Raw genomic sequence first — 22,635 nt, 5'->3', positions numbered from 1 at the left:
CATGGTCGCCGGACTATCCATCGGCACCGAGCTGAGACGATTCAAAAAGGGCAAGATGCCCAAGATCGCGCTCCTCGCCATCGTCCTGATGCCGCTGCTCTATGGGGCGATGTACCTGTGGGCGTTCTGGAACCCGTTCGGCCAGGTCCAGCACCTGCCGATCGCCCTCGTCAACAACGACCGCGGCGCGGTGGTCGAGGGCACCGCCCTCAACGCCGGCACCGAGATCACCGACCAGCTCCTCGCCGGCGGGGACCTCGACTGGCAGACCGTCACCGCCGAGGAGGCCCAGGACGGGGTCAAGCACGGGCGCTACTACTTCGCGCTCGAGATCCCCGCGGGCTTCAGCGCCGCTGTCGCGTCCCCCATGTCGGCCGACCCCCGCCAGGCGCAGCTCGAGGTCACCTTCAACGATGCCAACAACTACCTCTCCACCGTCATCGGCGAGAGCGCCATGAACCAGGTGCTGGCCGCGGTGACCGAGAAGATCAGCGCCCAAGCGGTCGACAAGGTGCTCGTGGGCCTGCAGACCGCCGGCGACGGCATCGCGCAGGCCGCCGACGGCGCCCACCAGCTCAACGACGGCGCGGCCCAACTCGACGAGGGCGCACAGCAATTGGGCGACGGCTTGAACACCGCCGAGTCCGGCTCCGCGGAACTGGCCACCGGCGCGGCGACACTCTCGGAGGGCATCGACACCGCTTCCGTCGGCGCCTCCGCCCTCGCCAGCGGCCTCGGCCAGCTCAACACCGGCGCGGCGCAGTTGGGCGATGGCGCCACCCAGATCAGCGGCGGCATCGACACTCTCGTCGGCACCCTCGACCCCGTCGCCCAGGCGCAGCAGGAGGCACTGACCTCCGTGCAACAAGTTGCGAATTTGCTGCGCGCCAACCCCGATCCGCTCTCCCGCCAGGCCGTCACCGCGCTCGACCAACTCTCGGGCACTCTCTCCACTGAGGGCTTCAACCAGTCGATGGTCGGTCAGCTGTTCCAGCTCCGCGACGGCGCACGCCAGCTGGCGACCGAGCTGGGCGACCCGTCAAGCCAGTTCCGCGGCGGCCTCTCCCAGGCGGGCACTGGCGCGAACGAGCTCAGCTCCGGACTGATCCAGCTCTCCGACGGCGGCCACCGGCTGACCACCGGGGCCACCGACCTGCACTCCGGCCTGATCCAGCTCTCGGACGGCGCGGTGACGCTCGCCGACGGCACCTCCCAGCTCCGCGACGGTAGCGGCGAGTTGGCCACCAAGCTCACCGAGGGCGCGGACTCCGTGCCCAAATGGAACGACGCCGAACGGCTGAAGGTCGCCTCGACTGTCGGCGCGCCCGTCGCCCTGTCGACGATGAGCATGACGCACGCGCCCACCTTCGGCACGGGTTTCGCGCCGTTCTTCCTGCCGCTGGCGCTGTTCGTCGGCTGCATCATCATCTGGATGCTGATGCGCCCGCTGCAGACCCGGGCGCTGTCCACCAGGCTCAGCTCCCTGCGCGTCGTGGCCGCGTCCTACTGGCCGGCCCTGTGGATCGTGATCGCACAGGTCACAGTGATGTTCCTGGTGGTGCGCTTCGCCGTCGGGCTGCACCCCGCGCACACCTTCGGGATGGTCGCCTTCCTCCTGCTGATCGCGGCCACCTATCTGGCGCTGATCCAGGCGTTCAACATCGTGTTGGGCGTCTCGGTGGGGCGCGTGGTCACCCTCGCGTTCTTAATGGTGCAGCTGGTGTCCTCGGGCGGCGTCTATCCGGTGGAGACCACGGGCAAGCTGTTCCAGATTCTGCACCCGGTGAACCCGATGAGCTATGCCGTCAACGGGCTGCGCCAGCTCACGCTCGGCGGGATCGACCAGCGGCTGTGGACAGCGATCGCCGTGCTGATCGGGGTGCTCGTCGTGTCCCTGGCCGCCAGCTCTCTCGCGGTGCGCCGGGACCGGCGCTGGTCCATCGAGCGGCTGCACCCGCCGCTGCAGGTCTAGGCTCCCGCTATTTGCAGACCACAATCGGCGACGGGTCGTAGCGCACGTTGCGGGTGCTGCTGGAGAGCTGCTTGCCCGAGTTGGCGTCCTTGATGATGCGGGTGTCGCTGGTGGTGAAGCCCGGCGCGCCGCCGGATGGGGAGCAGTCGGGCTCCGTGACCGTCACCGTGTTCGGCTGCGTCGGGGCCCAGCGGCCGCCGTTCTTCGACGTGACGTCGACCGTCTTGGTCCCCCAGACCCGCACGGTGATGTCGGAGCCGGTGCCGATGGCCTCGATCAGCACACCGGTGTCGGAGTTGGCGCGGAACTGCAGGTCGATCGCGCCCTCGAAGACGGTGGCCTCGCGGCCCGCGGGGTAGCGCGAGATGTAGTAGCTGTGCTCGGTGTGGCCCGCGTCCTCCAGCCCCGCGAAGTACGCGGCGTTGTAGAGGGTCGTCGCGAACTGGCTGATGCCGCCGCCGACCGCGTTGTCCGCGCGTCCGTTGTTGATGATGCCGGACTCTACGTAGCCCTGCGCCGTCCCGCGCGGGCCGGTGTAGCCGTTGAGCGAGAACGTATCGCCGGGCCGCACCACCGCGCCGTTGACCTGCTTGGCCACCTGGCGGATGTTCACGCCCGACGCGTAGCTGAAGCCGCCCGTCGTGTACTCGGAGATGACCTCCTTGATGCCCATCGCCTCCGCGTCGGCCGTGGTGAACGCGGCTGGCGCGGGCTCGTAGACGGCCGGAGTCTCGCGCGCCGGGTTCACAGCTTGGGCCCCCAGCAGCGCTGGCAGCTCGGCCAGGGTGTGCTCCCAGTTGATGCGCTCACCGTCCGTAGACGGCACCACCTCGGGGCGGCCGCCGGCGAGGCGCACCGTGGCCTCGACGGTCTTCGTCTCGGTCGGCTCCAGCTGCGGCGCCAGGATCCTGGTTGCGGCCTCCGCATCGAATACGGGGTTGAGCACGCCGTCCTCGCCCAACTCGAATCGCAGCACCTCCGCCACTTGTGGGGGCGCCAGCACGGCGCGGGCGCCCTCGTGGCCGGTGACCACCACGTCGGCGCTGGTCGCGGGAACGGCGACGTCCTCGAACATCGCGCGCACCTGCGCTGGCCGGCTGCGCGTCGGCAGCGTCTCGGCGGCCAGCACGATTGGCTCCCCGCTGAACCATTGGGCGGCGAGCGCATCCTGCGCGGCGGCCGGGTCGGCGAGCGCCTGGCCGATCGTCGGCACCGTCTCCACCGGCAGCCCGTCCGCGAGCTCGATCGCCCCCTCCACCGGCTCCACCCGCGCGGCCGCCTCGACCTCGCCGACGACGGAGGCCAGCGCCTGGGTGTTCACCAACGGAATGATCTCGATGTCCCGGCTGCCGAAGAGCGAGGTGAGGCGGGTCAACGGGTTGAGCGGCTGCGTCCCGATCAGATCCAGCGTCGAGTCCAGATCCACGGTCAAACCTGCGCGCGAGGGCATCACCTCTTGCGTGATGTCCCCTACCTGCACGATCAGCGGCTTTCCCTGGATCTGGTCGACATGCGCCCCGATCACCTGCGCGACCTCCCCCCGTGTCATACCGCCAACCTCAATTCCCGCCACCCGGACGCCGCGCGGGGACTGGCCGGAGGACAGCGCTAGGTCCACGACATAGGCGCCTCCGGCGAGGACGAGCGCCCCCGCGACCGCCCAAACCAATCGCCGTCCCCAGCGGGGCGCGTCCGAGCCTGCGGGTGGGGCCGGGTGGCCGGGCATGGCTTCCTCCAAGTTGTTCACATGTTCAGCGGACCATTCTGGACCGCCACCAGCATATCGGCGACAGACAGAAAGCAGACCGCATCTCCTCGCCGGTCGGGGTTTGGCGAGGAAATGCGGTCTACTCCAGTTATCGGGACCACCTCCGCCGCTGTTACACCTCTTGGCCGCGGGCATCGCGGTTGGAGCCTGCCATTCGACGACCCCGATCCCCAGGCGTGAGTAACCTTCTGGCCATGTCACTGGGAATCTCGACGCGGCGGGAGCTGGTCGAGGAGGTGGTCGAGGGGGTCTCCGCCGCGTTGGGGCCGAAGCCGTCGAGCGGCGCCGACGTGTTCGCCGTTACCGGCTCCGCAGGGATGGGCAAGACCCACCTGCTCACCGACGTGGCGCGGCGCCTGCGGGCCGAGCTTGACGCCACCGTGCGGCTGACGACGGCCGAGGAGTTGACGACGTGGCATCCCGGCTCGGTCCTGGCCCAGTTGGTCGCCCAGGCACAGCCGCCCGCCGACGCGGCCGGCCAGTTGACGGCGGCACTGGCCGCACTCGAGGAGATGTCCGCGCGCGGACCCCACGTGCTGTTGCTCGACGACGCGCAGTTGGCCGACGGCGATTCGCTCGCCGCGCTGCACCGGCTCTCGCTGGAGCTGCCCCGCCTGCCGATCGCGCTGGTCATCGCGTGGCGGCAGGTCCCCGCCCGCACGGCGCTCGCGATGCTCGCCAGCGCCGTAAATGCCCGGGAGGTGCGGCTGCAGCCCTTGTCCGAGGACGAGGCGGCGGGATTGACGCGGGTCTGCATCGGCGCGGCCAGCGGCCCCAATTTACGGGGCGCGGTGGCGGCCACCGGTGGCAATCCGGGCCTGCTCACCCGGCTCTTGAACCAGGTGGGCGACGACGGCTTCCGCCGCGATCCAGTGGACGGCGCCCTGGACACCAGCCAGTCCGCCGACGAGCTCACCCGGGCCCTCGCCCGCACCGCGGTAGGCCACATCGCGGTGCTCGACCCTCAGATCCGGCAGTTGGCGGAGCTAATCGCGACGTGGGCTCGGCCCGTCGACATCGCCGACCTCGCGCGCGCCCGGCGCCAGCATCCGGGCGAGCTCGTGCCGGCCATCGATGCCGCGGTGGGCACCGGCATCCTCGGCTGGCAGGGCGACGCCCTCTGGTTCACGGCCGATGTGTACGCGACGGCCGTCCGCGCACAGCTCAGCGGCCCGATGCTCCGCCTGATCAGCGATTCAGTGGCTAGCGCCCGAGGCGCCGTCGCACCCGTGCTGGATGGGCGCCGGGAGCAGTCGAACGACCCAGCCTGAGTCTGCCCGCCACCCTGCAAGTGCATGGATCCCTACGGCTCGAGGGCCCGCCAACAGCCGGCGGCCGGCCCGCCGCGGTCGGCTTCGGCCCGGACCTCGCCAACGTCGAGGAGGTGCTCGCGCACGCGGCGACTCTTGCCGATAGCGGCCGGATGCTCGATGCGCGCGAGCTCACCCGGCGCGCGGCCTCGGTGGCCGACGGGCCGGATGCCCAGATCGCCTTGGCCTTCATGGCGATGGCGTTCTCCGTGATCTCGGCCCAGGTGGACGACGCGCTCGACTCGATCCGTCTGCTCGACACCCTCCCCACCCCGCCAGAATCCCTGGCCTGGGCACGGCAATGTGGGCACTGGCTCCTCGCCGTGACCGGCGCGGCGAAACCGCGGGATCTGTCCCCTCCCAGGCCGGCGGACGCGGGCATCACCGCCGCGGGCGCCGCGCACGCTATCTGGCAGCTTCTCGGGGGCGACTGCGTCGGCGCGCTGGGCGCCTTCGACGCCGCGCTGGAAAGCCGAGCCGGCCCCGGCCAGTGGCTCGGGGCCGAGGCCGCGGCGGCCTCGGCCTGGTCGCTGTGGGCCACCCGGTCCGCCTACGGCCCGGCGCTGGCGATCGCCCGCGCACCGCACGAGTTCGGACCGGACACGCGGATCACCAACCGCTGGCTCGGCCCCTTCCGCCAGGGCCTTCTCGCCGAGGCGCACATGGCCACCGGAGATCTCGGCATCGCCGCGATGCTGTTCGACGAGGCGCTGGTCGAGGCCGAGGGGATCGGCTCTGGCTGGATGTCCTCTGCCGTCGCCGACCGGGCACTGCTGGATCTGCACCTTGGACGGCTAGACCGCGCGGGCGAACGCCTGGACGCATGGGCCGCCCGGGCCCTGCCGGACCTGTTCGGCTTTCCGGATATCGAGTTGGCCCGCGCTGAGCTGCACCGACTGCGCGGTGAGGACGAGCTGGCCCACGCCGCGGCTGCCGGGGCCTTCGAGCTCGCTGCACGACAGGAGTTGACGCCCTGGGTCCTCGCGCGGTCGCCCATGCTCGCCCGCCAGGCCTCGCTCTCACACGATTTCGGGCTGCTCCGCCAGATCGCCGCTCGCACCGAGTTGTGCTGGGGCGCCGCGCATGCGCCGGCTTTGGAGAGCGCAGTGCTGCTCACGCGGGCGATGGCGGCCGGCGATCACCGGTTGGCCCAGCGGGCGGCGGTCGGCTTCCAGTCCACCGGCGACCTCATCGCGGAGACCATGGCGTTCGAGGAGGCCTCCTACCTCGCCGCCCGGACCGACCCCGACGTCAGCCGTGAGCTGGCCGAGCGCACGCTGGAGCTGGCGGAACGCATTGGCTCGGTTACGGTCTCCCACCGATTGCGCAGCCGGCTGCGCGCACTCGGCATCGTGCTCGGCCACCGCACGGGGCACCGCGATGCGGACCGCGGCTGGGAATCGCTGACGGCGCGCGAGCTGGCGGTGACCATGCTTGTCGCCGACGGGCTGACCGGCCCGAAGATCGCCTCTCAGTTGGCGATCTCTCCGCGCACCGTGCAAAGCCACGTGTCGCACGCGATGTCCAAGCTCGGAGTTGCCACGCGGACCGAACTGGCCGCCGTGGCCATCCGCCGACGCGCGCGCGGATAACGGCCTACCGACGCAGGCTCCGCAGGAGCTTCCTAGCCCCGGCCGGCGGCGCCGCCTGGGCGGCGACCTCCACCAGCGCGGCAGGGTCGGTGATCTTCTCGCGGACTCGGCCCCCGCGGGCGCCCAGCTCCCGCTCTGCCCGATCGATGGCATGCCAGCCAGCCCGGTCCACGACCGTGGGCTGGCGGCGGCGCACCAACTTGTCGAACTCCCGCGGTGTGGTGGCGGGCGCGGTGAGCTCGCCGTCGTTGTAGTCGTCGACCAGGCGGTTGACCGTCTCCTGCGCGCAGGACTTGTTGGTGCCGATGAAGCCCGACGGGCCCCGCTTGATCCAGCCGGTGACGTACGCGCCCGGCAGCACCTCGCCCGCGGGCTCTCGCAACACGCGGCCCCCGGCGTTCGGAATGACACCCGCGGCCTCGTCGAACGGCACACCGGCCGTCGCGACCCCGCGGTAGCCGATCGAGGTCAGCACCAGCCCGGCGTCCAGGCGCACGGTCTCGTCGGTCGACTCGATGCGCGCGGCACCTCCCGCATAGGCATTGCGGGACAGGACGATCCCGGTCACCGCGTCGTCTCCCGTAATCTCCGTGGGGCTGAGCAGGTAGCGCAGAGTGATCGTGCGCCCGCCCGCGGACTCCCTGGCATCGAGCGAGTCGAGCAGCGCCAACTTATGCTCCACGGCATGCGACAACCCGGCCTCGCCCTTGCGCCTCTTGGTGTCCGCGTCGAGCAGGTCCTCCCCGGGGTGGATTGCGACATCGATGCCGGGCGTCTCGATCAGGCCCGCGAACTCCGGGACCGTGAACGCAGACTGTCCCGGGCCGCGGCGGCCGATGATCACGACCTCCTCGATCTTGCTGGCGCGCAAGGCCTCCAATGCCTGGCGGGAGATGTCGGTGCCCGCAAGTGTCTCCGGGTCGACGGTGAGGATGCGCGCGACATCGAGGGCCACGTTGCCGTTGCCGATGATCACGGCACGCCGGTGCGAGAGGTCGTAGGTCTCGCCGGAGTGCCGGGCGTCCCCGTTGTACCAGGCCACAAAGTCGGTGGCGGAGCTGCTGCCGGGCAACCCCTCCCCCGGGATGCCGAGCTTGCGGTCCGAGGACGCGCCGACGGCGTAGATCACGGCGTGGTGTCCGGCGAGCAGCTCGTCGTGCGTGATGGCCCCAGAATCTGTATCCGCGCCGATCTCCACATTGAGGTAGTACTCCAGCCCGTCCTGCTCCGCGAACTTGTCGAACAGCTTGGTCACGCCCTTGGTCCGTTGATGGTCCGGGGCAACGCCCGCGCGGACGAGGCCATAGGGCACTGGCAGCCGGTCGAAGATATTGACCTGAGTGCCGGGCAATGTCAGCAGCTCGTCCGCCGCGTACATGGCGGACGGGCCGGACCCGACGATGGCGACCCGCAGCGGGGCCTTCCCCGGTGCCACCACCGGCGCGGGGATGACGGGCGCGAGGATCGGCCGGTCCCGACGCTCGCGGTAGAAGCTCGCGTTGATGTCGAGGAACACCAGCTCCGAGGGCAACAGCTGCGCCTCCGGCACGATGGCGTCCACCGGGCACGCGGAGACGCACGCACCGCAGTCGACACAGGCCTCTGGGTCGATGTGCAGCATCTCCGCGGTGAGGAAGTCCGGCTCATCTGGCGTCGGATGGATGCAGTTCACCGGGCAGGCGTACACGCACGAGGCGTCGCTACAGCACGGCTGGGTCACCACGTGGGGCATGTCGAGAGCTTCCGATCGTGTGTGGCGGGCGAGGCGCTAGGGCAGGAAGTTCAGGCCGCGATGTCTAGACCGCGGGCGGGCTCGCTGCGGTAGCGCGAGGCCTTGCCGTCGATCTTGAGCGCCTTCCAGACCAGCTTCGAGACGGGGTTCATCAGGCCGGAGTCGTGCGCGAGCATCCGCACGTCGGCGAAGTAGTCGCGCAGCGACTGGCGCGCGGCCGGGCTGGACCAGAACAGGTCCTTCCGCACCTGCTTCGGGATGTCGAACTCCACCCAGAACTGCTTCGGCGGGATCACGATGGCATCGCACAGGGTGCGCATGATCACCGGCATCATCAGGGATGCCAAGAAGCGGCCCAGCTTGGACATCTTCGGGACGCGGCGGCGCAGGAACTCATGCGCGAAGGAGATGTGGCGGGCCTCCTCGGCGACGTGGATCCCCATGACGCCCTTCATGATCGGGTGGATCACGCCGTCCTCGCGCAAGACCGCCTTCTGCACGTGGTCGATCGGCTCCTCGCCGGCAAGCACCCCCATGAAGAAGATCACGGGGAGCGTGTTGCCCGCCAGGGGAATGAACTGCGCGATAAAGCGCAACGCCGGGCTCATCCCCGGGGTGTCCTTGCCGATGCGGTTGACCATCTCCTGGAACATCATCGTGTGGTTGCACTCTTCGATGACCTCGTGCGTGCAGTACCGCGCCTCGGGCGAGCCGTTGGGGGTCCCGAAGACGTACTGCATCATCCCGCGGATCAGGATGTTCTCGAACTGCAGGCCGACCTTGGCGACGTTGGCCTGGCGCCACATGCCGATCTCGATCTGCTTCTCGACCGGCTGCGCCTGATACCAGGAATGGCTGCCGATCGGGTCGGATTCCTTCTGCAGCACCCAGCGCGGGTCGTTCGGGGTGACCGCGAACTCGGGGGCGTCCCAATCGATATCCGTGAAGGGGTCGAAGTTCTTGTGCACGGAGCCGGCGGAGAGCCGGTTCAACATCGCGTGGTACTCCGCCGTCGAGCCTACGGGGTGGTCCACGCGGGAATCTGTGGTGAGAGTCATGCTGCGCCTCCATCAGTGGTGCTGTTGAAGTTACCGTAACTCTAAGTCCCGCTAATTTCTAGGGGCAACTGTCCCCGCGCAGGTCAACACCCCTGAATCTGCTCGAAAGTACCCGTTATCCGGGGATCCACGGGCCGATCACGCCGCCCGATCGCTGGCCGCGACCGGGCGCGCGCAATCCAGGCGATCGCCGCCATCCCCCACCGTGATATGTGATACTGATCACATACGGCGACGGCAAGAGTGCGATCGCCGACTCGCGACGGAAGGCGCCCGCATGCGGCCACCCATCCACGCTCGGCGCGCGGCCACGATGGCCTGCGCGATTGCCTGCGCGATTGTCTCGGCAGCGCTCACCCCCGCAATAGCCTCGGCCACGCCGTCGAGCGGGGTCACCGCGGAGGTCATCGGGGCGATCACCGTGCCCGACGTCGCCACCGTCACCCTGCGGCACATCGCCATCGCCCCCGGCGGCGCGACGGGCTGGCACTATCACCAGGGCCCGGTATACGCGCTGATCACGGCGGGGACTCTCACCCGGACATTGCAGGACTGCACAGTCGTCGACTCCTCCGCGGGCCAGGTGGTCGAGGAGTCACACGGGGCAGACCACCCGCACATCGGCGCGAACAACGGCGCGACGTCAGCCGAGCTGTGGACGGTGTACGTGGAACCCGCCGGCGCGCCGCTGTCCGACGACGCTCCCGCCGTCGACTGCAGCTGACCCCGCAGACAAGGGCGCCGCCGACCTCACGGTCGACGGCGCCTCACAAAGCTGATCCGGAATCAGCGCTCCAGGAATCAGCGCTCCAGGATCATCGTGACGCCCTGGCCGCCGGCGGCGCAGATGGAGATCAGGCCGCGCACAGGGCGCTTCTCCTCGGCCGCCTTCTCATCGAGCATTTTCGCGAGCGTCGCGACGATGCGCGCGCCGGTCGCCGCGAACGGGTGCCCGGCCGCGAGGGATGAGCCGTTGACGTTGAGCTTGGCGCGGTCGATCGAGCCGAGCGGAGCGTCCAGGCCCAGGCGGTCCGTGCAGTACTCCGCCGACTCCCAGGCCTGCAGGGTCGCGAGTACCTGCGAGGCGAAGGCCTCGTGGATCTCGTAGTAGTCGAAGTCCTGCAGGGTCAGGCCGTTGCGCTCGAGCAGGCGTGCGACGGCGAACGTCGGGGCCATGAGCAGGCCGTCCGGGGTGCAGCCGTCGTGGCCGTGGATGAAGTCGATGGCGGCGGTCTCCGAGTCCGCGATGAACGCGAGGGGCTCGTGGCCGTGCTCGGCGGCCCACTCCTCGCTGGCGAGGAGCGCGACGGACGCGCCGTCGGTGAGCGGGGTCGAGTTCGCGGCGGTCATTGTGGCCGCGCCAGCCTTGACGCCGAAGACGGGCTTGAGGGTGGCGAGCTTCTCGATGTTGGAGTCCGCGCGCAGGTTGTCATCGCGCGTCAGGCCCAGGAACGGGGTGACGAGGTCGTCGAAGAAGCCGCGGTCGTAGGCGGCGGCCATCTTCTGGTGGCTCTCGACGGCCAGCTGGTCCTGGTCCTCGCGGGCGATGCCGAACTCCTTGGCCGTGATGGCCGCGTGCTCACCCATCGACATCTTGGTGCGGGGCTCGCCGTTCTGCGGGATGTCCAGGCCGATCATGCCGGGGCGCGCCTTGGCCAGCAGCTTGATGCGGTCGCCCATCGTCTTCGCGCGGTTGAGCTCGAGGAAGAACTCGCGCAGGTCGTCGCCCACGGCAAGGGGCGCGTCGGACGTGGTGTCCGTGCCGCCGCCGATGCCGGCGTCGATGCGGCCCGCCGCGATGGCGTCGCCCACCGCGATGATCGACTGCAGGCCGGTCCCGCAGGCCTGCTGGAGGTCGAAGGCCGGGGTGTACGGGCTCAGGTGGCTGCCCAGAACCGACTCGCGGATGAGGTTGAAATCCCGCGCGTGCTTGAGGACGGCGCCGCCGGCGACCATGCCCAGCTGCTCGCCCTGGAGGTTGAAGCGGCTGACCAGGCCCTCGAGCGCCGCAGTGAACATGTCCTGGTTCGACGCGTGGGCGTACTTGCGGTCCGAGCGGGCGAACGGGATGCGGTTGCCGCCCAGGACGGCGACGCGGCGGGCCGCGCGGGGGGTGCCGGGGGCCTTCGCCGCGGCCTTGGCGGAAGTGGAATTCGGACTGGTTGCCACGTGGTTCTCCAAGCGGTCGGGTCGGTGATTCGAGGATCTGTCCTGTATTCTTACTCATGAGTAAGGTCGCTGTCGACACCGAGGGGTTGTCGGCAGCACCACACGCATCCGAAAGTCGACTCATGCAGAAGGTGACCCGTGGCTAACTCTGATCTCTACTCCACGTTCGTAAACTCAGGACCTGGCGCGTTTGTGGCCAGCAAGGTGGGGCTCCCGCAGCCCGAGGCCCTGCGCCGCTACCAGCAGGGCGAGCCCGCGCTGCCTGGCCCGCTGAAGGTGGGCGGCAGCGGCCGTCTGGCCGAGCCGGTCCGCGAGCTGCTGTCCGACTACCCGCAGTCCGCGGACTCCGCCAAGTACGGGGCCCTGGTCTTCGACGCGACCGGAATCACAACGCTCACCGAGCTCGAGCAGCTCTTCCAGTTCTTCCAGCCGGACCTGCGCGCCCTGGCCCCGTCGGGCCGCGTCGTGGTCCTCGGCACCACCCCCGAGCTGACGTCGGGCGAGGAGCACATTGCCCAGCGCTCGCTCGAGGGCTTCACCCGATCCGTCGCGAAGGAGCTGCGCCGCGGCGCCACCTGCCAGCTCGTCTACACCTCGCCGAAGGCCAAGCCGGGCAACACCGGTCTCGCCTCGACCCTGCGGTTCCTGCTCTCCGGCAAGTCCGCCTACGTCGATGGCCAGGTCATCCGGGTCGATGAGAAGGACGCGGCGGCGCCCGGCAACTGGGACAGGCCCCTGGCCGGCAAGGTTGCCGTCGTCTCCGGCGCGGCCCAGGGCATCGGCGCGACCATCGCCGAGGTCCTCTCCCGCGACGGCGCGCACGTGATCTGCGCGGACATCCCCGCGGCCGGCGAGAAGCTCTCGAAGACGGCCAACAAGGTCGGCGGCACGTCTCTCGCAGTCGATGTCACGGCCGATAATGCGGCGGAGATCATCGCGGAGGCCGTCAAGAAGCAGGGTGGCACGCTGGACATCATCGTCCACAACGCCGGTATCACCCGCGACAAGCTGCTCGCGAACATGGACCTGAGCCGCTGGCACTCGGTCCTGAGCGTGAACCTCATCGCCCCGCAGCGCATCACGGAGAAGCTCATCGCCGACGGCGTCCTGGGCCAGGGCGGCCGCGTCATCGACGTCTCCTCCATCGCGGGCATCGCGGGCAACCGCGGCCAGACCAACTACGGCACCTCGAAGGCCGGCGTCATCGGCCTGGTGGACACGCACTCGAAGGCCTACGAGGGCAAGGGCATCACCGTCAACGCGGTGGCTCCCGGCTTCATCGAGACCGACATGACCGCGGCGATCCCCTTCGCCACCCGCGAGGTCGGCCGTCGCATGAACGCCATGCAGCAGGGCGGCCAGACGATCGACGTCGCCGAGACCATCGCGTTCTTCGCCAGCCCCGCCTCCGGCGCGGTCACCGGGAACGTGGTCCGCGTGTGCGGCCAGTCGCTGCTGGGCGCGTGAGGTCGGTGGCCAACAAGATCGAGCGCCTCGACGGCCCGCCGAGCATGCTGGCCGGCTACGCGCAGGCCGCACTGGGGCTGCTGCCGCTGCCCGGCGGGTCCTCGACGCTGCCCGAGCGCACCCTCGCGCTCGAGGGCTACCAGGTCGATCCCGCGAACCTCGCCGCGTACGCGGGCGTCTGCGGGCTGCGCCTGACCAACACCCTGCCGCTGACCTACGGGTTCGTCCTGACCTTCCCCATGGTCATGAAGCTCCTGGTGGCCCGCGACTTCCCGCTCCCGGCGATGGGCATGGTGCATGTCCAAAACCGCATCGAGCAGTCCCGGCCCGCCACGGTCGACGAGCCCCTCGACATCACCGTGCGGGCGGAGAACCTGCGCCCGCACGACAAGGGCACCCAGCTCGATTTCATCAGCGAGATCAAGGTGGGCCGCGAGCTGGTCTGGCGCCAGGTCAGCACCTTCCTCAAGATCGGCGGGGGGACGGGCGCCAAAGACAAGAAGGCGCCCGAGGAGCTGACGCTCGGCGCCCCGGCGACGGTGCTCAAGGCCGATCAGAAGCTGATCAGCCGCTACGCCGCGGTCTCCGGCGACCGGAACCCGATCCACGTGTCCTCGCTGGGCGCGAAGGCCTTCGGCTTCCCGCGGACCATCGCGCACGGCATGTGGAGCGCGGCGGCGGCGCTGGCCATCGTCGAGGGCCGCATCCCGGACAACGTGGTCTACGACGTGCGCTTCGGCAAGCCCGTCATCCTGCCGGCCAAGGTCAACGAGTACGCGGAGCAGCGGGCGGACGGCACGTGGGAGCTGGCCCTGCGCCATCCCAAGAAGCTGTACCCGCACCTGACGGCGACGCTCGGCTGACCACATGCTGGGCTGACTCCAGCCTCGCATGGCACTGGCCCCCGACCCTCTCGCGAAGGTCGGGGGCCAGTCTCGTCAGGGGTTAGAGCTCGCGCAGCGACTTCACAGTGGCGTCCACCGCGCGCGCGGCCTCCGCGCCCTTCTTCGTGAAGTGGGCGCTGAAGTAGTCGATGTGCTCGGCGTGCTCGTGGAAGTGGTGGGGCGTCAGGACCACCGAGAAGACGGGGACGTCTGTGTCGAGCTGCACCCGCATGAGTCCGTCGATGACGGCCGTCGCGACGAAGTCGTGGCGGTAGATGCCGCCGTCGACCACCAGGCCCACCGCGACGATGGCCTGGTAGCGGCCCGTCTGCGCCAGCCGGCGCGCGTGCAGCGGGATCTCGAACGCCCCCGGCACCTCGAAGTAGTCGACGGTGTCCTTGGCGTAGCCCAGCCCGACGATCTCGTCGGTGAACCCATCGCGCGCGCGGTCCACGATGTTCCTGTGCCACGTCGCTTGGATGAGCGCGATGCGCTGTCCCTCGGTCTCACTCATGGCGCCAAAACTATCGCACGCGGCCCCGGACTGGAAGTCAGGACTCCTTCTTGCGCCCCGAGAGGCCGAGCCATGCCAGCCCCATGATCGCGTCGGTGGCGGCGCTGGCGTTGAGGCCGCCCTCGGCAACCCGGTTCGCGACAGCCTCGCCCGCCCCGACCAGCGCGACGGCCATGAGCTCGAAATCCTGCCCCTCGTCGGGCTCTTTGGTGCCCGCGCGCAGCAGGTCCGCGGTCAATCCCACAAGGGTCTCGCGACTCTGGTTGATGTCCTGGGCGAACGCGCTGACGGACGACGCCTCACGCACCAGCACCCGCCACGCGTCGCGGTGCTCGTCGACGAACTCGAGCACGGCGCCCAGCGTGACCTCGAGGGTCTCACGCGGGCTCAGCGACGGGTCGCCGCCCTTGGAGATCGCCTCGAGGAATCGGCCGGACTCGCGATGCAGGCAGGCGGCGAACAGCTCGTCCTTGGACCCGTAGTAGAGGTACAGCATCGGCTTGGAGATCGCGGCTTCCTTGGCGATCGCGTCCATGGACGCTTGATGGAAACCGTTGAGGGAGAAGACCTTGAGCGCGGAATCGAGCATCTGCTGCTCACGAATTGCCCGGGGGAGCCGCTTTCCCCGGGTCGCGACCTTCTCTTTCACCATTACCTGATCTTACCCGTCAGTAAGGATCGCGGCCAAGCCCGATCCACTAGTTAGGACTAGCAGTTCGCCACGCTTTTGAGGTTCAGGATCCGAGCGACGGACGCGTCAACCTGCTCGATCGGCAGTTGCCCGGAGGCCACGGCCGTCTCAAGCGCGTCGAGCACCTCGGACACCCGGTCCGTCGAGCCCCACAGCGCCACGTCCGCGCCGGCGGAGAGCGCGGCCACGACGGCCTGCGGCAGCGTGAAGCGGTCGGTGATCGCGGCCATCCCGCTGAGGTCGTCGGTGAAGATGACACCGGTGAACGGCGCCGCGCCATAGCCGACGCCGTCGCGCAGCAGCTGCATCGCGGCGGGGCTCACACTGGCGGGGACGCCGGGCTCGGTCAGTCCGGGCACGTCGAGGTGCCCGACCATCACGCCCACCCCGGTGCCCACCATCGCGCGGAACGGCACGAGGTCCTTGTCCTGCAGCTGCTCGAGGGGCGGCACCGTCGCGGCGCCCATGTGCGAGTCGCCGGAGGAGGAACCGTGTCCGGGGAAGTGCTTGATGACGGGGAAGACGCCCGACTCGCGCATGCCGTCGGCGAACGCGGTCGCGTACTCGGTGACGACGGCGGGGTCGTCGCTGTAGGAGCGGTCGCCGATGACGGCGTCGTCGGGCTGGGCGCTCACGTCGACGTCGGGCGCGAAGTCCACGGTCACGCCCATCGCGCGAAGCTTGGCCGCGCGCTCGAGCGCCTCCTGCCGCGCCTGCTCCACCGTCATCGTCGCCGCGACCTCGCGAGCGGACGGGGTGCGGCCAATAAGGTTGGGGATGCGCGCGACGCGGCCGCCCTCCTCGTCGATGGAGACCAGCGGGGCGATGGCCGATGCCGCGTTGACCCGCTCCACTCCGCCCTGCAGCAACTCGTTGGCGGTGCCGCCGCTGATGAAGATGCCGCCGATCTTCTCGCTGGACATGATCGCGGTGGCGTCGTCGGTGCCGGTGACGCCGACGGTGATCATCTGCGCCAGCTTCTCGCGGGTGTTCAGGGAGGCCAGCAGAGCGTCGCAGGCGTCGGGCTCCGGCGCCGGGGCAGCCGTCTCCACGGTGCTGACCGTCTCCGCGGTGGCAGTGGGGGTGAGGTTGGCATTGCCGGTGGCGGTGCTCCCCGACCCACACCCTGCGAGCAACCCGAGCGCGGACGCTCCGACCGCAGCCACCTGCAATACCCGACGCGTTCTCTTCATAGCCACAATTGCACAGCTTAGACGCCCAAAATCGGCCCTGCGGTAGTACCGTGGCTTGTGCCCAGTACTCCCACCACGAGCAAAGGTGCAGTGCCATGACGACCCAGCCGGCCGATTTGATCCTCATCGCCTACGACGGGTCCGAAAACGCGCAGCGCGCAATCGAATACGCGGGCCGCTTCCTCGCCGCCGAGCGCGCGGTGCTGGTGACTGTGTGGGAGCCGATGATCCGCCAGGCCGCCCGAATGTCCGGACTCTCCGGCATGATGCAGCCGGATTGGCTGCCCGACGAGGGCGGCGACGACGTCGCGCATGTCGAGGCGCGGGACGTCGCCGAGGAGGGCCTGGCGCTCGCCCGCAAGGCCGGGCTGACGGTGGAGGCGCGCTGCGTGGAGTCCGGCACCACGGTGTGGACCACCATCGTCGAGATCGCCGATGAGTTGAACGCCGACGTCATCGTCACCGGCACCCGCGGCACCACAGGCCTGCGTTCGCTGATCCACTCCAGCACCGCAGATCAGGTGCTGCGCCACAGCCGCCGACCCGTGCTGATCGTCCCGCCCGGCAAGTGAACACGCCGCGCCAGGCATGATGGACGCGTGGAATCCTCCAGTGGCCTGGGCGGCCTGATCAGCGCGCGGCCGCCGTTCTCTATCGTCGACGGCTTCTTGCTCTCCGGCCCCGAGCGCACGCTCCGCGCCGGCGGCTGCCTCACCGCGTTCGATGATCACCAGGCGGCCCGCGCCGCACTTGCCGCTGGCGATGCCCGAATTGTGGTGGGCGCATTGGCCTTCGACCACGAGCACCCGTGCGCGCTGACCGCCCCCGAGACCGTGGAGTTCAGCGCGGGCCCCTGGCTGCCCCCCGCGCCGGAGTCCCTGCCCGACGCGCCCGCGGTCCGCATCACCGCCCAGGCCCCGGCACCGGCGGAGCACATTGAGCGGGTCAACCAACTGATCGCGCGCGTGCGCTCCGGCGAGCTGGACAAGGTGGTCGCCGCCCGTTCGGTGCTCTTGGAGGCCGACGGCCCCATCTCCCGGACCGCGCTGCTGTCCCGGTTGATCGCGCAGGACCCCAATGGCAACGGCTTCACCGTGGACCTGAGCCCGGCCGGCGACGAACACGTGGGCCGCGCGCTGGTGGGCGCCAGCCCGGAGACGCTGATCCGCCGCCACGGCGACCTGGTCACCTGCTGGCCGCTGGCCGGTTCCGTCGCCCGCTCGAAGGACCCGGTGGCCGACGCCGCCGCCGCCGCCGAGCTGCTGGAGTCCGAGAAGAACCAGCATGAGCACGCCTTCGTGGTCGATTGGCTGCGCGAGGTGCTGGACCCGCTGTGCTCCCGCCTGGAGATCCCGCTGGCGCCCACGCTGATCGCGACCCCCGACCTGTGGCACCTCGGCACCCGCATCACGGGCACCCTCGCCCACAGCGGCAGCGTTACCGCGTTGGACCTCGCACTGGCGCTGCACCCGACCCCCGCCGTGTGCGGCACACCCCAGGGCGCGGCGATGCAGGCGATCCGTGAGACCGAGGAGGATCGCGGCTTCTACGCCGGCGCCGTCGGCTGGTGCGACGCCGCAGGGGACGGCGACTGGATGGTGGCGATCCGCTGCGCCGAGCTCAGCGCGGACCGCCGCAGCGCCCGCGCGTTCGCCGGCGGGGGCATCGTCGCCGGCTCCGATGCCGCGGACGAGCTGGCGGAGACCGACGCGAAGTTGCGCACCCTGCTCACCGCGCTCGGCATGTGAACCGGCATTGCTCGGCCCCGATCGGCGCTGCGATGCTCGAGTTGGACGCATGAGGTGATACTTTGGGCCGAGCAGACCGCACCTTCCTTTAGGAGACCCCATGCCGTTCGGAGCATCCGCCTTGATCAGCGCTGTCGCCGGAGGTGCGATCGCAGCCCTGGTCACGATCTTCGCCATCACGCCCGCCATCGAGGGCTCGTCGCGGCCCGCCGTCGACCAGTCCAGCCTGACTCAGACAGAGATTGAGTACGGCACCCGCTGATCCACGCCTGACTCCCGGTAGCGGTATGCGCGCCGGCCCCGTGCCGCGGCGCTGGCTGTGGATCGGCTCTGTTGTCGCGTTCTTGCTGGCGTTCCTGCAGGCCCCCGGCCAGTTGGCCGCGGACACCAAGCTCGACCTGACCGCGAACCCGCTCGGCTTCCTGGCCCGTGCCACCCATCAGTGGTCGTCGATCGCGCCGCTGGGCCAGGTGCAGAACCAGGCCTACGGCTACTTCTTCCCACACGGCTCGTTCTTCGCGCTGGGGCAACTTGCCCACATCCCGCCCTGGATCACGCAGCGGCTGTGGTGGGCAGTGCTGCTGGCCGCCGGTTTCTGGGGCCTGGTGCGGGTGGCCGACGCCCTGGGCATCGGCAGCCGCTCCTCCCGCGTGCTGGCCGCCGCGGTGTTCGCGCTCTCTCCCCGTGTGCTCACGACCATCGGCTCCATCTCCTCTGAGTCGCTGCCGATGCTTCTCGCGCCGTGGGTGCTGCTGCCGGTGATCCTGGCATTGAACAACACAGACTCCCCCCACCGTGCCCCGCGGAGCATGCGGGTGCTCGCCGCCCAGTCCGCCGTGGCCGTCGCCCTCATGGGCGCCGTCAACGCCGTCGCGACCGTCGCAGCCTGCCTGGTGGCGGGGCTGTGGTGGTTGGCGCACCAACCGAACCCGCGGTGGCGCGCATTCACCGCGTGGTGGATCCCGTCGCTGCTGCTCGCGAGCCTGTGGTGGATCGTGCCGCTGCTGTTGCTCGGCAAGGTCAGCCCGCCCTTCCTGGACTTCATCGAGTCCTCGGTCACCACCACCCAGTGGACGTCCCTGACCGAGGTGTTGCGCGGCACCAGCTCGTGGGCCCCGTTCATCTCGCCCGAGCGGGCAGCGGGCGTCGCGCTGGTCTCGCAGCCAGTGATGGTCCTGGCCACCGGCCTGCTGGCGGCGACGGGACTGGCCGGGCTGTGCCAGCGCTCGATGCCGGCGCGCGGGCGGCTGATGCTGATCCTGCTCGTCGGCCTGGTCGGCATGGGCCTGGGCTACGACGGCGCCCTCGGCTCCCCCATCGCGGACACGGTGCGCGCCGTCCTCGACGGCGCCGGCGCACCGCTGCGCAACGTGCACAAGCTCGAGCCGCTCATCCGGATCCCCCTCGTCCTGGGCCTGGCCCATCTGCTGCGCCATGTGCCCCTGCCCGGCTCGGCGCCGTGGCGGCGCGTCCGCGAGGCCGCCGCGCACCCCGAGCACCAGCCGATGACGGCTATCGCCGCGCTCGTCCTCGCCGCGCTCGTCCTGGTCAGCAACCTGGCCTGGATGGGAAACCTGGTGCCGTTCAACGGCTATCGAGATATCCCCGATCACTGGGCGCAGGCTGCGGAGTGGCTCGGCGAGAACGCCGCCGGCACCGACCCCTCGCAGGACGTGCGGGCGCTCGTGGTCCCCGGCTCTGGTTTCGCCATGCAGGAGTGGGGCCTGACCCGCGATGAGCCGCTGCAGCCCCTCGCCCAGACGCCGTGGGCGGTGCGCGACGCCATCCCGCTGACCCCGCCCGGCGCGATCCGCGCGCTGGATTCGGTGCAGCGCCTGCTCGCGGCCGGCCAGCCGTCTGACGGTTTGACGGCGACGCTGCTGGGCCAGGGCATCGGCTACCTGGTGCTGCGCAACGACCTCGATGTGGACCGGGCCCAATCCGTGCTGCCCGTGCTGGCGCATCAGACAATCGACGGCTCCCCCGGCCTGCGCAAGGTGGCGGAGTTCGGCAAGGAGTACGGCGCGAAGGAGCTCGACGACGTTGTCGTGGACTCTGATCTACGCCAACGCTATCCGGCGATCGAGATCTACCAGGTGGGCGAGCGGACCACCGTGGGCCCCTACACCACGCCGCTGGCCCAGGTCGACGTCATAGCGGGCGGACCGGAAGTGCTGTTGCGGCGCAACGCCCTACGCGGGGAGACGGTCCGCCCCGCGCCGGTGCTGCTGGCCGCCGACGCACGCGCCGCCGGGCTGACACTGCGCGATGTCCTGCTCACCGACACCCCCGCGGACCGCGAGACCGACTTCGGCCGCGTTGACAACGCCACCTCGGCGATCCGGTCCGCGGACGACCCGCGGCGCACCCCCAACGCCGCCGCCGACTACCCGGCGCCCGGCGCCGAGCTCACCCACGCCGAGTGGGAGGGCGCGCAGGTGACGGTGTCCAGCGCCGCGTCGGATCCCACCCAACTCGGCGCGGTCGCCCCCGGCAGCGGGCCCGCGGCGGCCTTCGACGGCGACCCTGCGACCAGCTGGATCAGCCGGGGCGTCTCCAACGCGCTGGGGCAGTGGCTGCGTCTGGACTTCGACACCCCGATCAACGGCGGCGGCATCACCGTGCGGACCAGCCCCGCCACCTACGGACCGGCCGTCACTGCGCTCGAGGTGCAGACACCCAACGGCACCTCCGCGGTGGCCGTGCCGCACCCCGGGGAGCCAGTCGACATCGCCCTGCCGCCGGGGCTCAATCCCTGGGTCATCATCCGCCCCGTGGGCATCGAGGACGGCTCTGCCGGCAAGCAGTTCGGTCTCGCCGAGGTCGCCGCCTACGCCGGCGGCGTGCCCGTGCCCATCCGCCACCGCGTCGTGTTGCCCCCGGCCCCCGTCGATGCCCGGGTGCTCGGCTGGTCGCTGGGCCAGGACCTGCCGAGCCGCCACCAATGCGTCGATAGTCCAGAGCAGGCGCTCTGCGGCGCGGGGCTCGCGGTCGCCCCGGAGGAGCAGGCCCAGTTCAGCCGCACCCTGTCCGTGCCGACCGACGCGCCACTGGCCGTCGAGCTGACGGTCCGCACGCGCGTCGGCGAGGCCCTCGATGATCTGCTGACCATTCCGGGCGCGGTGACCGCCGCGGCTCCCAGCGCGGTTAGCGACCCCCGCGGCTCCGCACTCGCCGCCACCGATGGCGACCCCCAGACCAGTTGGCGGGCAGTCGAATCCGCGAACAACCTGACCACGACGCCGCCCACCCTCACGCTCACGCTGCCCGCACCTCAACTCGTTTCGAGCCTGCGCCTCACCCCCAGCGCGGGCCCCACCCCGGCGAACCCACAGGTCGTGACGATCAACCTCGGGACCGGTCCGCAGCAGCGCACGGTACCGGCGGACGGCCTGATCGAGATCGCCCCGGCCGTGACCGACCGGGTACAGATCACGATCGACTCCTGGTCGGAGGTCTTCGACCACAGCGGGCTCGGCTTCGCCAGCAAGGTGCTACCCGGCCTGGCGGAGGTCGCGGTGTTCACCGACACCGCAGGCGAACAGCACATCGGCGCGCTCCCCGATCCCGAGCGGGAGCTGACCGTCGGCTGCGAGTTCGGACCCACCATCTCGATGTCCGGCCAAATCCTGCAGACCTCCATCACCGCCACCGCCGCGCAGCTCCGCTCGGGAGCGCCCCTGCGCGCGACAGTCTGCGGCGGCCAGCAGATCACCCCCACGACCGGCAGCCAGGACCTCGAGGTGCGGCCTGGCCCGGCCTTCACCGTCGACGGCGTCGAGCTGCGGGCGCACGGCTCCGCAGAGCTAGCCCCCGCTGAGCTCACCACGTTGCAGCCGTCCCATCTCCAGACAACCCAGTGGACGCAGAACCGGCGCGTGATCGACGTCGCGGCCGCCACCGAGGACCGGCTGCTGGTGGTGCCCGAGTCCACGAACACCGGCTGGGTCGCCACCACCGCGGACGGCACCACACTGAACCCCGTCGTCGTGGACGGCTGGCAGCAGGGCTGGGTGCTGCCGGCGGGCGCGGACACCACCGTCACCCTCGCGTTCCCCACCGACGTCGCCTACCGCATCGCGTTGTTTGGCGGGCTCGCGCTGCTCATTCCCCTGTTCGGGCTGGCCCTCGTGCGCCGGCATGCGCCTGGAGCCACCGGCGAGCCCGCCCGTGCGTGGGGCTCGTCGGTGGCGGCGCTCGCTGGGGTCACGGCCGCCGCGGGCCTGCTGTCCGGGCTGGTCGGTGTCCTCGTCGTGGCCGTGGTCGCCGCGGCATTGGCCCTACGCGGCCGGCGCCGCGCCGCCCTGGCCTGCGGGCTCGCGATGATGGTTGCCGTCACCGCACTCGCGAGCGGGCCGTGGCTCTCCCCCACCGGTTATGCCGGGCACGGGGCTCTTGTTCAGTTCGCAGCGTTGGTGGCGCTGGTGATCGCCGCGCTGTCCGCGGTGCCGATCGCCCCGCGCGTCGACGCCTGGCTGCGGCGGCTCTCCCACCGCACCAGGGCCCGGCGGGCCGGCTCCTCGACCAACGCGTAGCT

Annotated in this window: 17 protein-coding genes; 10 read left to right on the top strand and 7 right to left on the bottom strand. The window is 70.4% G+C overall.

The features are described 5' to 3' along the window. Position 1 precedes the first annotated feature (1 nt). Positions 2-1,972 (top strand): YhgE/Pip domain-containing protein, encoded by a 1,971-nt coding sequence (locus TBIF_RS15615; RefSeq protein ID WP_024795708.1) that lies wholly within the window; start codon positions 2-4, stop codon positions 1,970-1,972. Positions 1,973-1,979: 7 nt separating this feature from the next. On the opposite strand, the gene TBIF_RS15610 is transcribed toward TBIF_RS15615, so the two are convergent. Further along, positions 1,980-3,698 (bottom strand): VanW family protein, encoded by a 1,719-nt coding sequence (locus TBIF_RS15610; protein WP_024795707.1) that lies wholly within the window; start codon positions 3,696-3,698, stop codon positions 1,980-1,982. A gap of 236 nt (positions 3,699-3,934) precedes the next feature. Here TBIF_RS15610 and TBIF_RS15605 point away from each other — a divergent pair, with 236 nt between their 5' ends. Beyond that, positions 3,935-5,011: an AAA family ATPase gene (locus TBIF_RS15605; RefSeq protein WP_024795706.1), complete on the top strand. Its 1,077-nt coding sequence runs from the start codon at positions 3,935-3,937 to the stop codon at positions 5,009-5,011. Between the two features lie 20 nt (positions 5,012-5,031). Then, on the top strand, positions 5,032-6,642 hold the full coding sequence (locus TBIF_RS15600; RefSeq protein WP_024795705.1) for a helix-turn-helix transcriptional regulator: 1,611 nt from the start codon (positions 5,032-5,034) through the stop codon (positions 6,640-6,642). Positions 6,643-6,646: 4 nt separating this feature from the next. On the opposite strand, the gene TBIF_RS15595 is transcribed toward TBIF_RS15600, so the two are convergent. Then, on the bottom strand, positions 6,647-8,374 hold the full coding sequence (locus TBIF_RS15595) for an FAD-dependent oxidoreductase (protein ID WP_024795704.1): 1,728 nt from the start codon (positions 8,372-8,374) through the stop codon (positions 6,647-6,649). 50 nt (positions 8,375-8,424) lie between these two features. Further along, positions 8,425-9,432: an AurF N-oxygenase family protein gene (locus tag TBIF_RS15590; RefSeq protein WP_024795703.1), complete on the bottom strand. Its 1,008-nt coding sequence runs from the start codon at positions 9,430-9,432 to the stop codon at positions 8,425-8,427. A 277-nt stretch (positions 9,433-9,709) separates the two neighbouring features. On the opposite strand from TBIF_RS15590, the gene TBIF_RS15585 reads away from it, so the two are divergent. Further along, on the top strand, positions 9,710-10,156 hold the full coding sequence (locus tag TBIF_RS15585) for a cupin domain-containing protein (RefSeq protein ID WP_024795702.1): 447 nt from the start codon (positions 9,710-9,712) through the stop codon (positions 10,154-10,156). Positions 10,157-10,233: 77 nt separating this feature from the next. Here TBIF_RS15585 and TBIF_RS15580 read toward each other — a convergent pair whose 3' ends face one another. Continuing rightward, positions 10,234-11,601, bottom strand: a complete 1,368-nt coding sequence (locus TBIF_RS15580; RefSeq protein WP_038171505.1) for an acetyl-CoA C-acetyltransferase — start codon at positions 11,599-11,601, stop codon at positions 10,234-10,236. A 138-nt stretch (positions 11,602-11,739) separates the two neighbouring features. On the opposite strand from TBIF_RS15580, the gene TBIF_RS15575 reads away from it, so the two are divergent. Beyond that, positions 11,740-13,068 carry a 3-oxoacyl-ACP reductase gene (locus TBIF_RS15575; protein ID WP_024795700.1) on the top strand — a complete coding sequence of 443 codons (1,329 nt, stop codon included), beginning with the start codon at positions 11,740-11,742 and terminating at the stop codon, positions 13,066-13,068. Positions 13,069-13,112: 44 nt separating this feature from the next. Next, a complete protein-coding gene (locus TBIF_RS15570; RefSeq protein WP_148302299.1) occupies positions 13,113-13,931 on the top strand; it encodes a MaoC/PaaZ C-terminal domain-containing protein in 819 nt (272 codons plus the stop codon). Positions 13,932-14,013: 82 nt separating this feature from the next. Here the strand turns inward: TBIF_RS15570 and TBIF_RS15565 are convergent, their stop codons facing one another. From TBIF_RS15565 to TBIF_RS15555, 3 genes are read right to left on the bottom strand one after another with little or no spacing between them, the layout of a single operon-like run. Next, on the bottom strand, positions 14,014-14,466 hold the full coding sequence (locus TBIF_RS15565) for a 6,7-dimethyl-8-ribityllumazine synthase (protein WP_024795698.1): 453 nt from the start codon (positions 14,464-14,466) through the stop codon (positions 14,014-14,016). 37 nt (positions 14,467-14,503) lie between these two features. Further along, positions 14,504-15,118 (bottom strand): TetR/AcrR family transcriptional regulator, encoded by a 615-nt coding sequence (locus tag TBIF_RS15560; RefSeq protein ID WP_024795697.1) that lies wholly within the window; start codon positions 15,116-15,118, stop codon positions 14,504-14,506. 56 nt (positions 15,119-15,174) lie between these two features. Then, positions 15,175-16,350, bottom strand: coding sequence for a glycoside hydrolase family 3 N-terminal domain-containing protein (locus tag TBIF_RS15555; protein WP_024795696.1), 1,176 nt, complete (start codon positions 16,348-16,350; stop codon positions 15,175-15,177). Positions 16,351-16,445: 95 nt separating this feature from the next. Between TBIF_RS15555 and TBIF_RS15550 the strand changes: the two genes are divergently transcribed. The 4 genes from TBIF_RS15550 (at position 16,446) to TBIF_RS26730 (ending at position 22,633) form a co-directional block, all read left to right on the top strand. Continuing rightward, a complete protein-coding gene (locus TBIF_RS15550) occupies positions 16,446-16,922 on the top strand; it encodes a universal stress protein (protein ID WP_024795695.1) in 477 nt (158 codons plus the stop codon). Between the two features lie 27 nt (positions 16,923-16,949). Next, positions 16,950-18,098: an isochorismate synthase gene (locus tag TBIF_RS15545; RefSeq protein ID WP_235174786.1), complete on the top strand. Its 1,149-nt coding sequence runs from the start codon at positions 16,950-16,952 to the stop codon at positions 18,096-18,098. A 100-nt stretch (positions 18,099-18,198) separates the two neighbouring features. Next, complete coding sequence (locus tag TBIF_RS25465) at positions 18,199-18,360, top strand: DUF2613 family protein (RefSeq protein WP_148302294.1); 162 nt, start codon at positions 18,199-18,201, stop codon at positions 18,358-18,360. A gap of 25 nt (positions 18,361-18,385) precedes the next feature. Beyond that, a complete protein-coding gene (locus tag TBIF_RS26730; protein ID WP_024795693.1) occupies positions 18,386-22,633 on the top strand; it encodes an alpha-(1->3)-arabinofuranosyltransferase domain-containing protein in 4,248 nt (1,415 codons plus the stop codon). Positions 22,634-22,635: the final 2 nt, after the last annotated feature.

The organism is Tomitella biformata AHU 1821, from assembly GCF_000524475.1.
Taxonomy (GTDB): Bacteria; Actinomycetota; Actinomycetes; order Mycobacteriales; family Mycobacteriaceae; genus Tomitella; species Tomitella biformata.
Note: the sequence above shows the minus strand (reverse complement) of the source record. Positions and strands in the feature narration are given on the sequence as shown.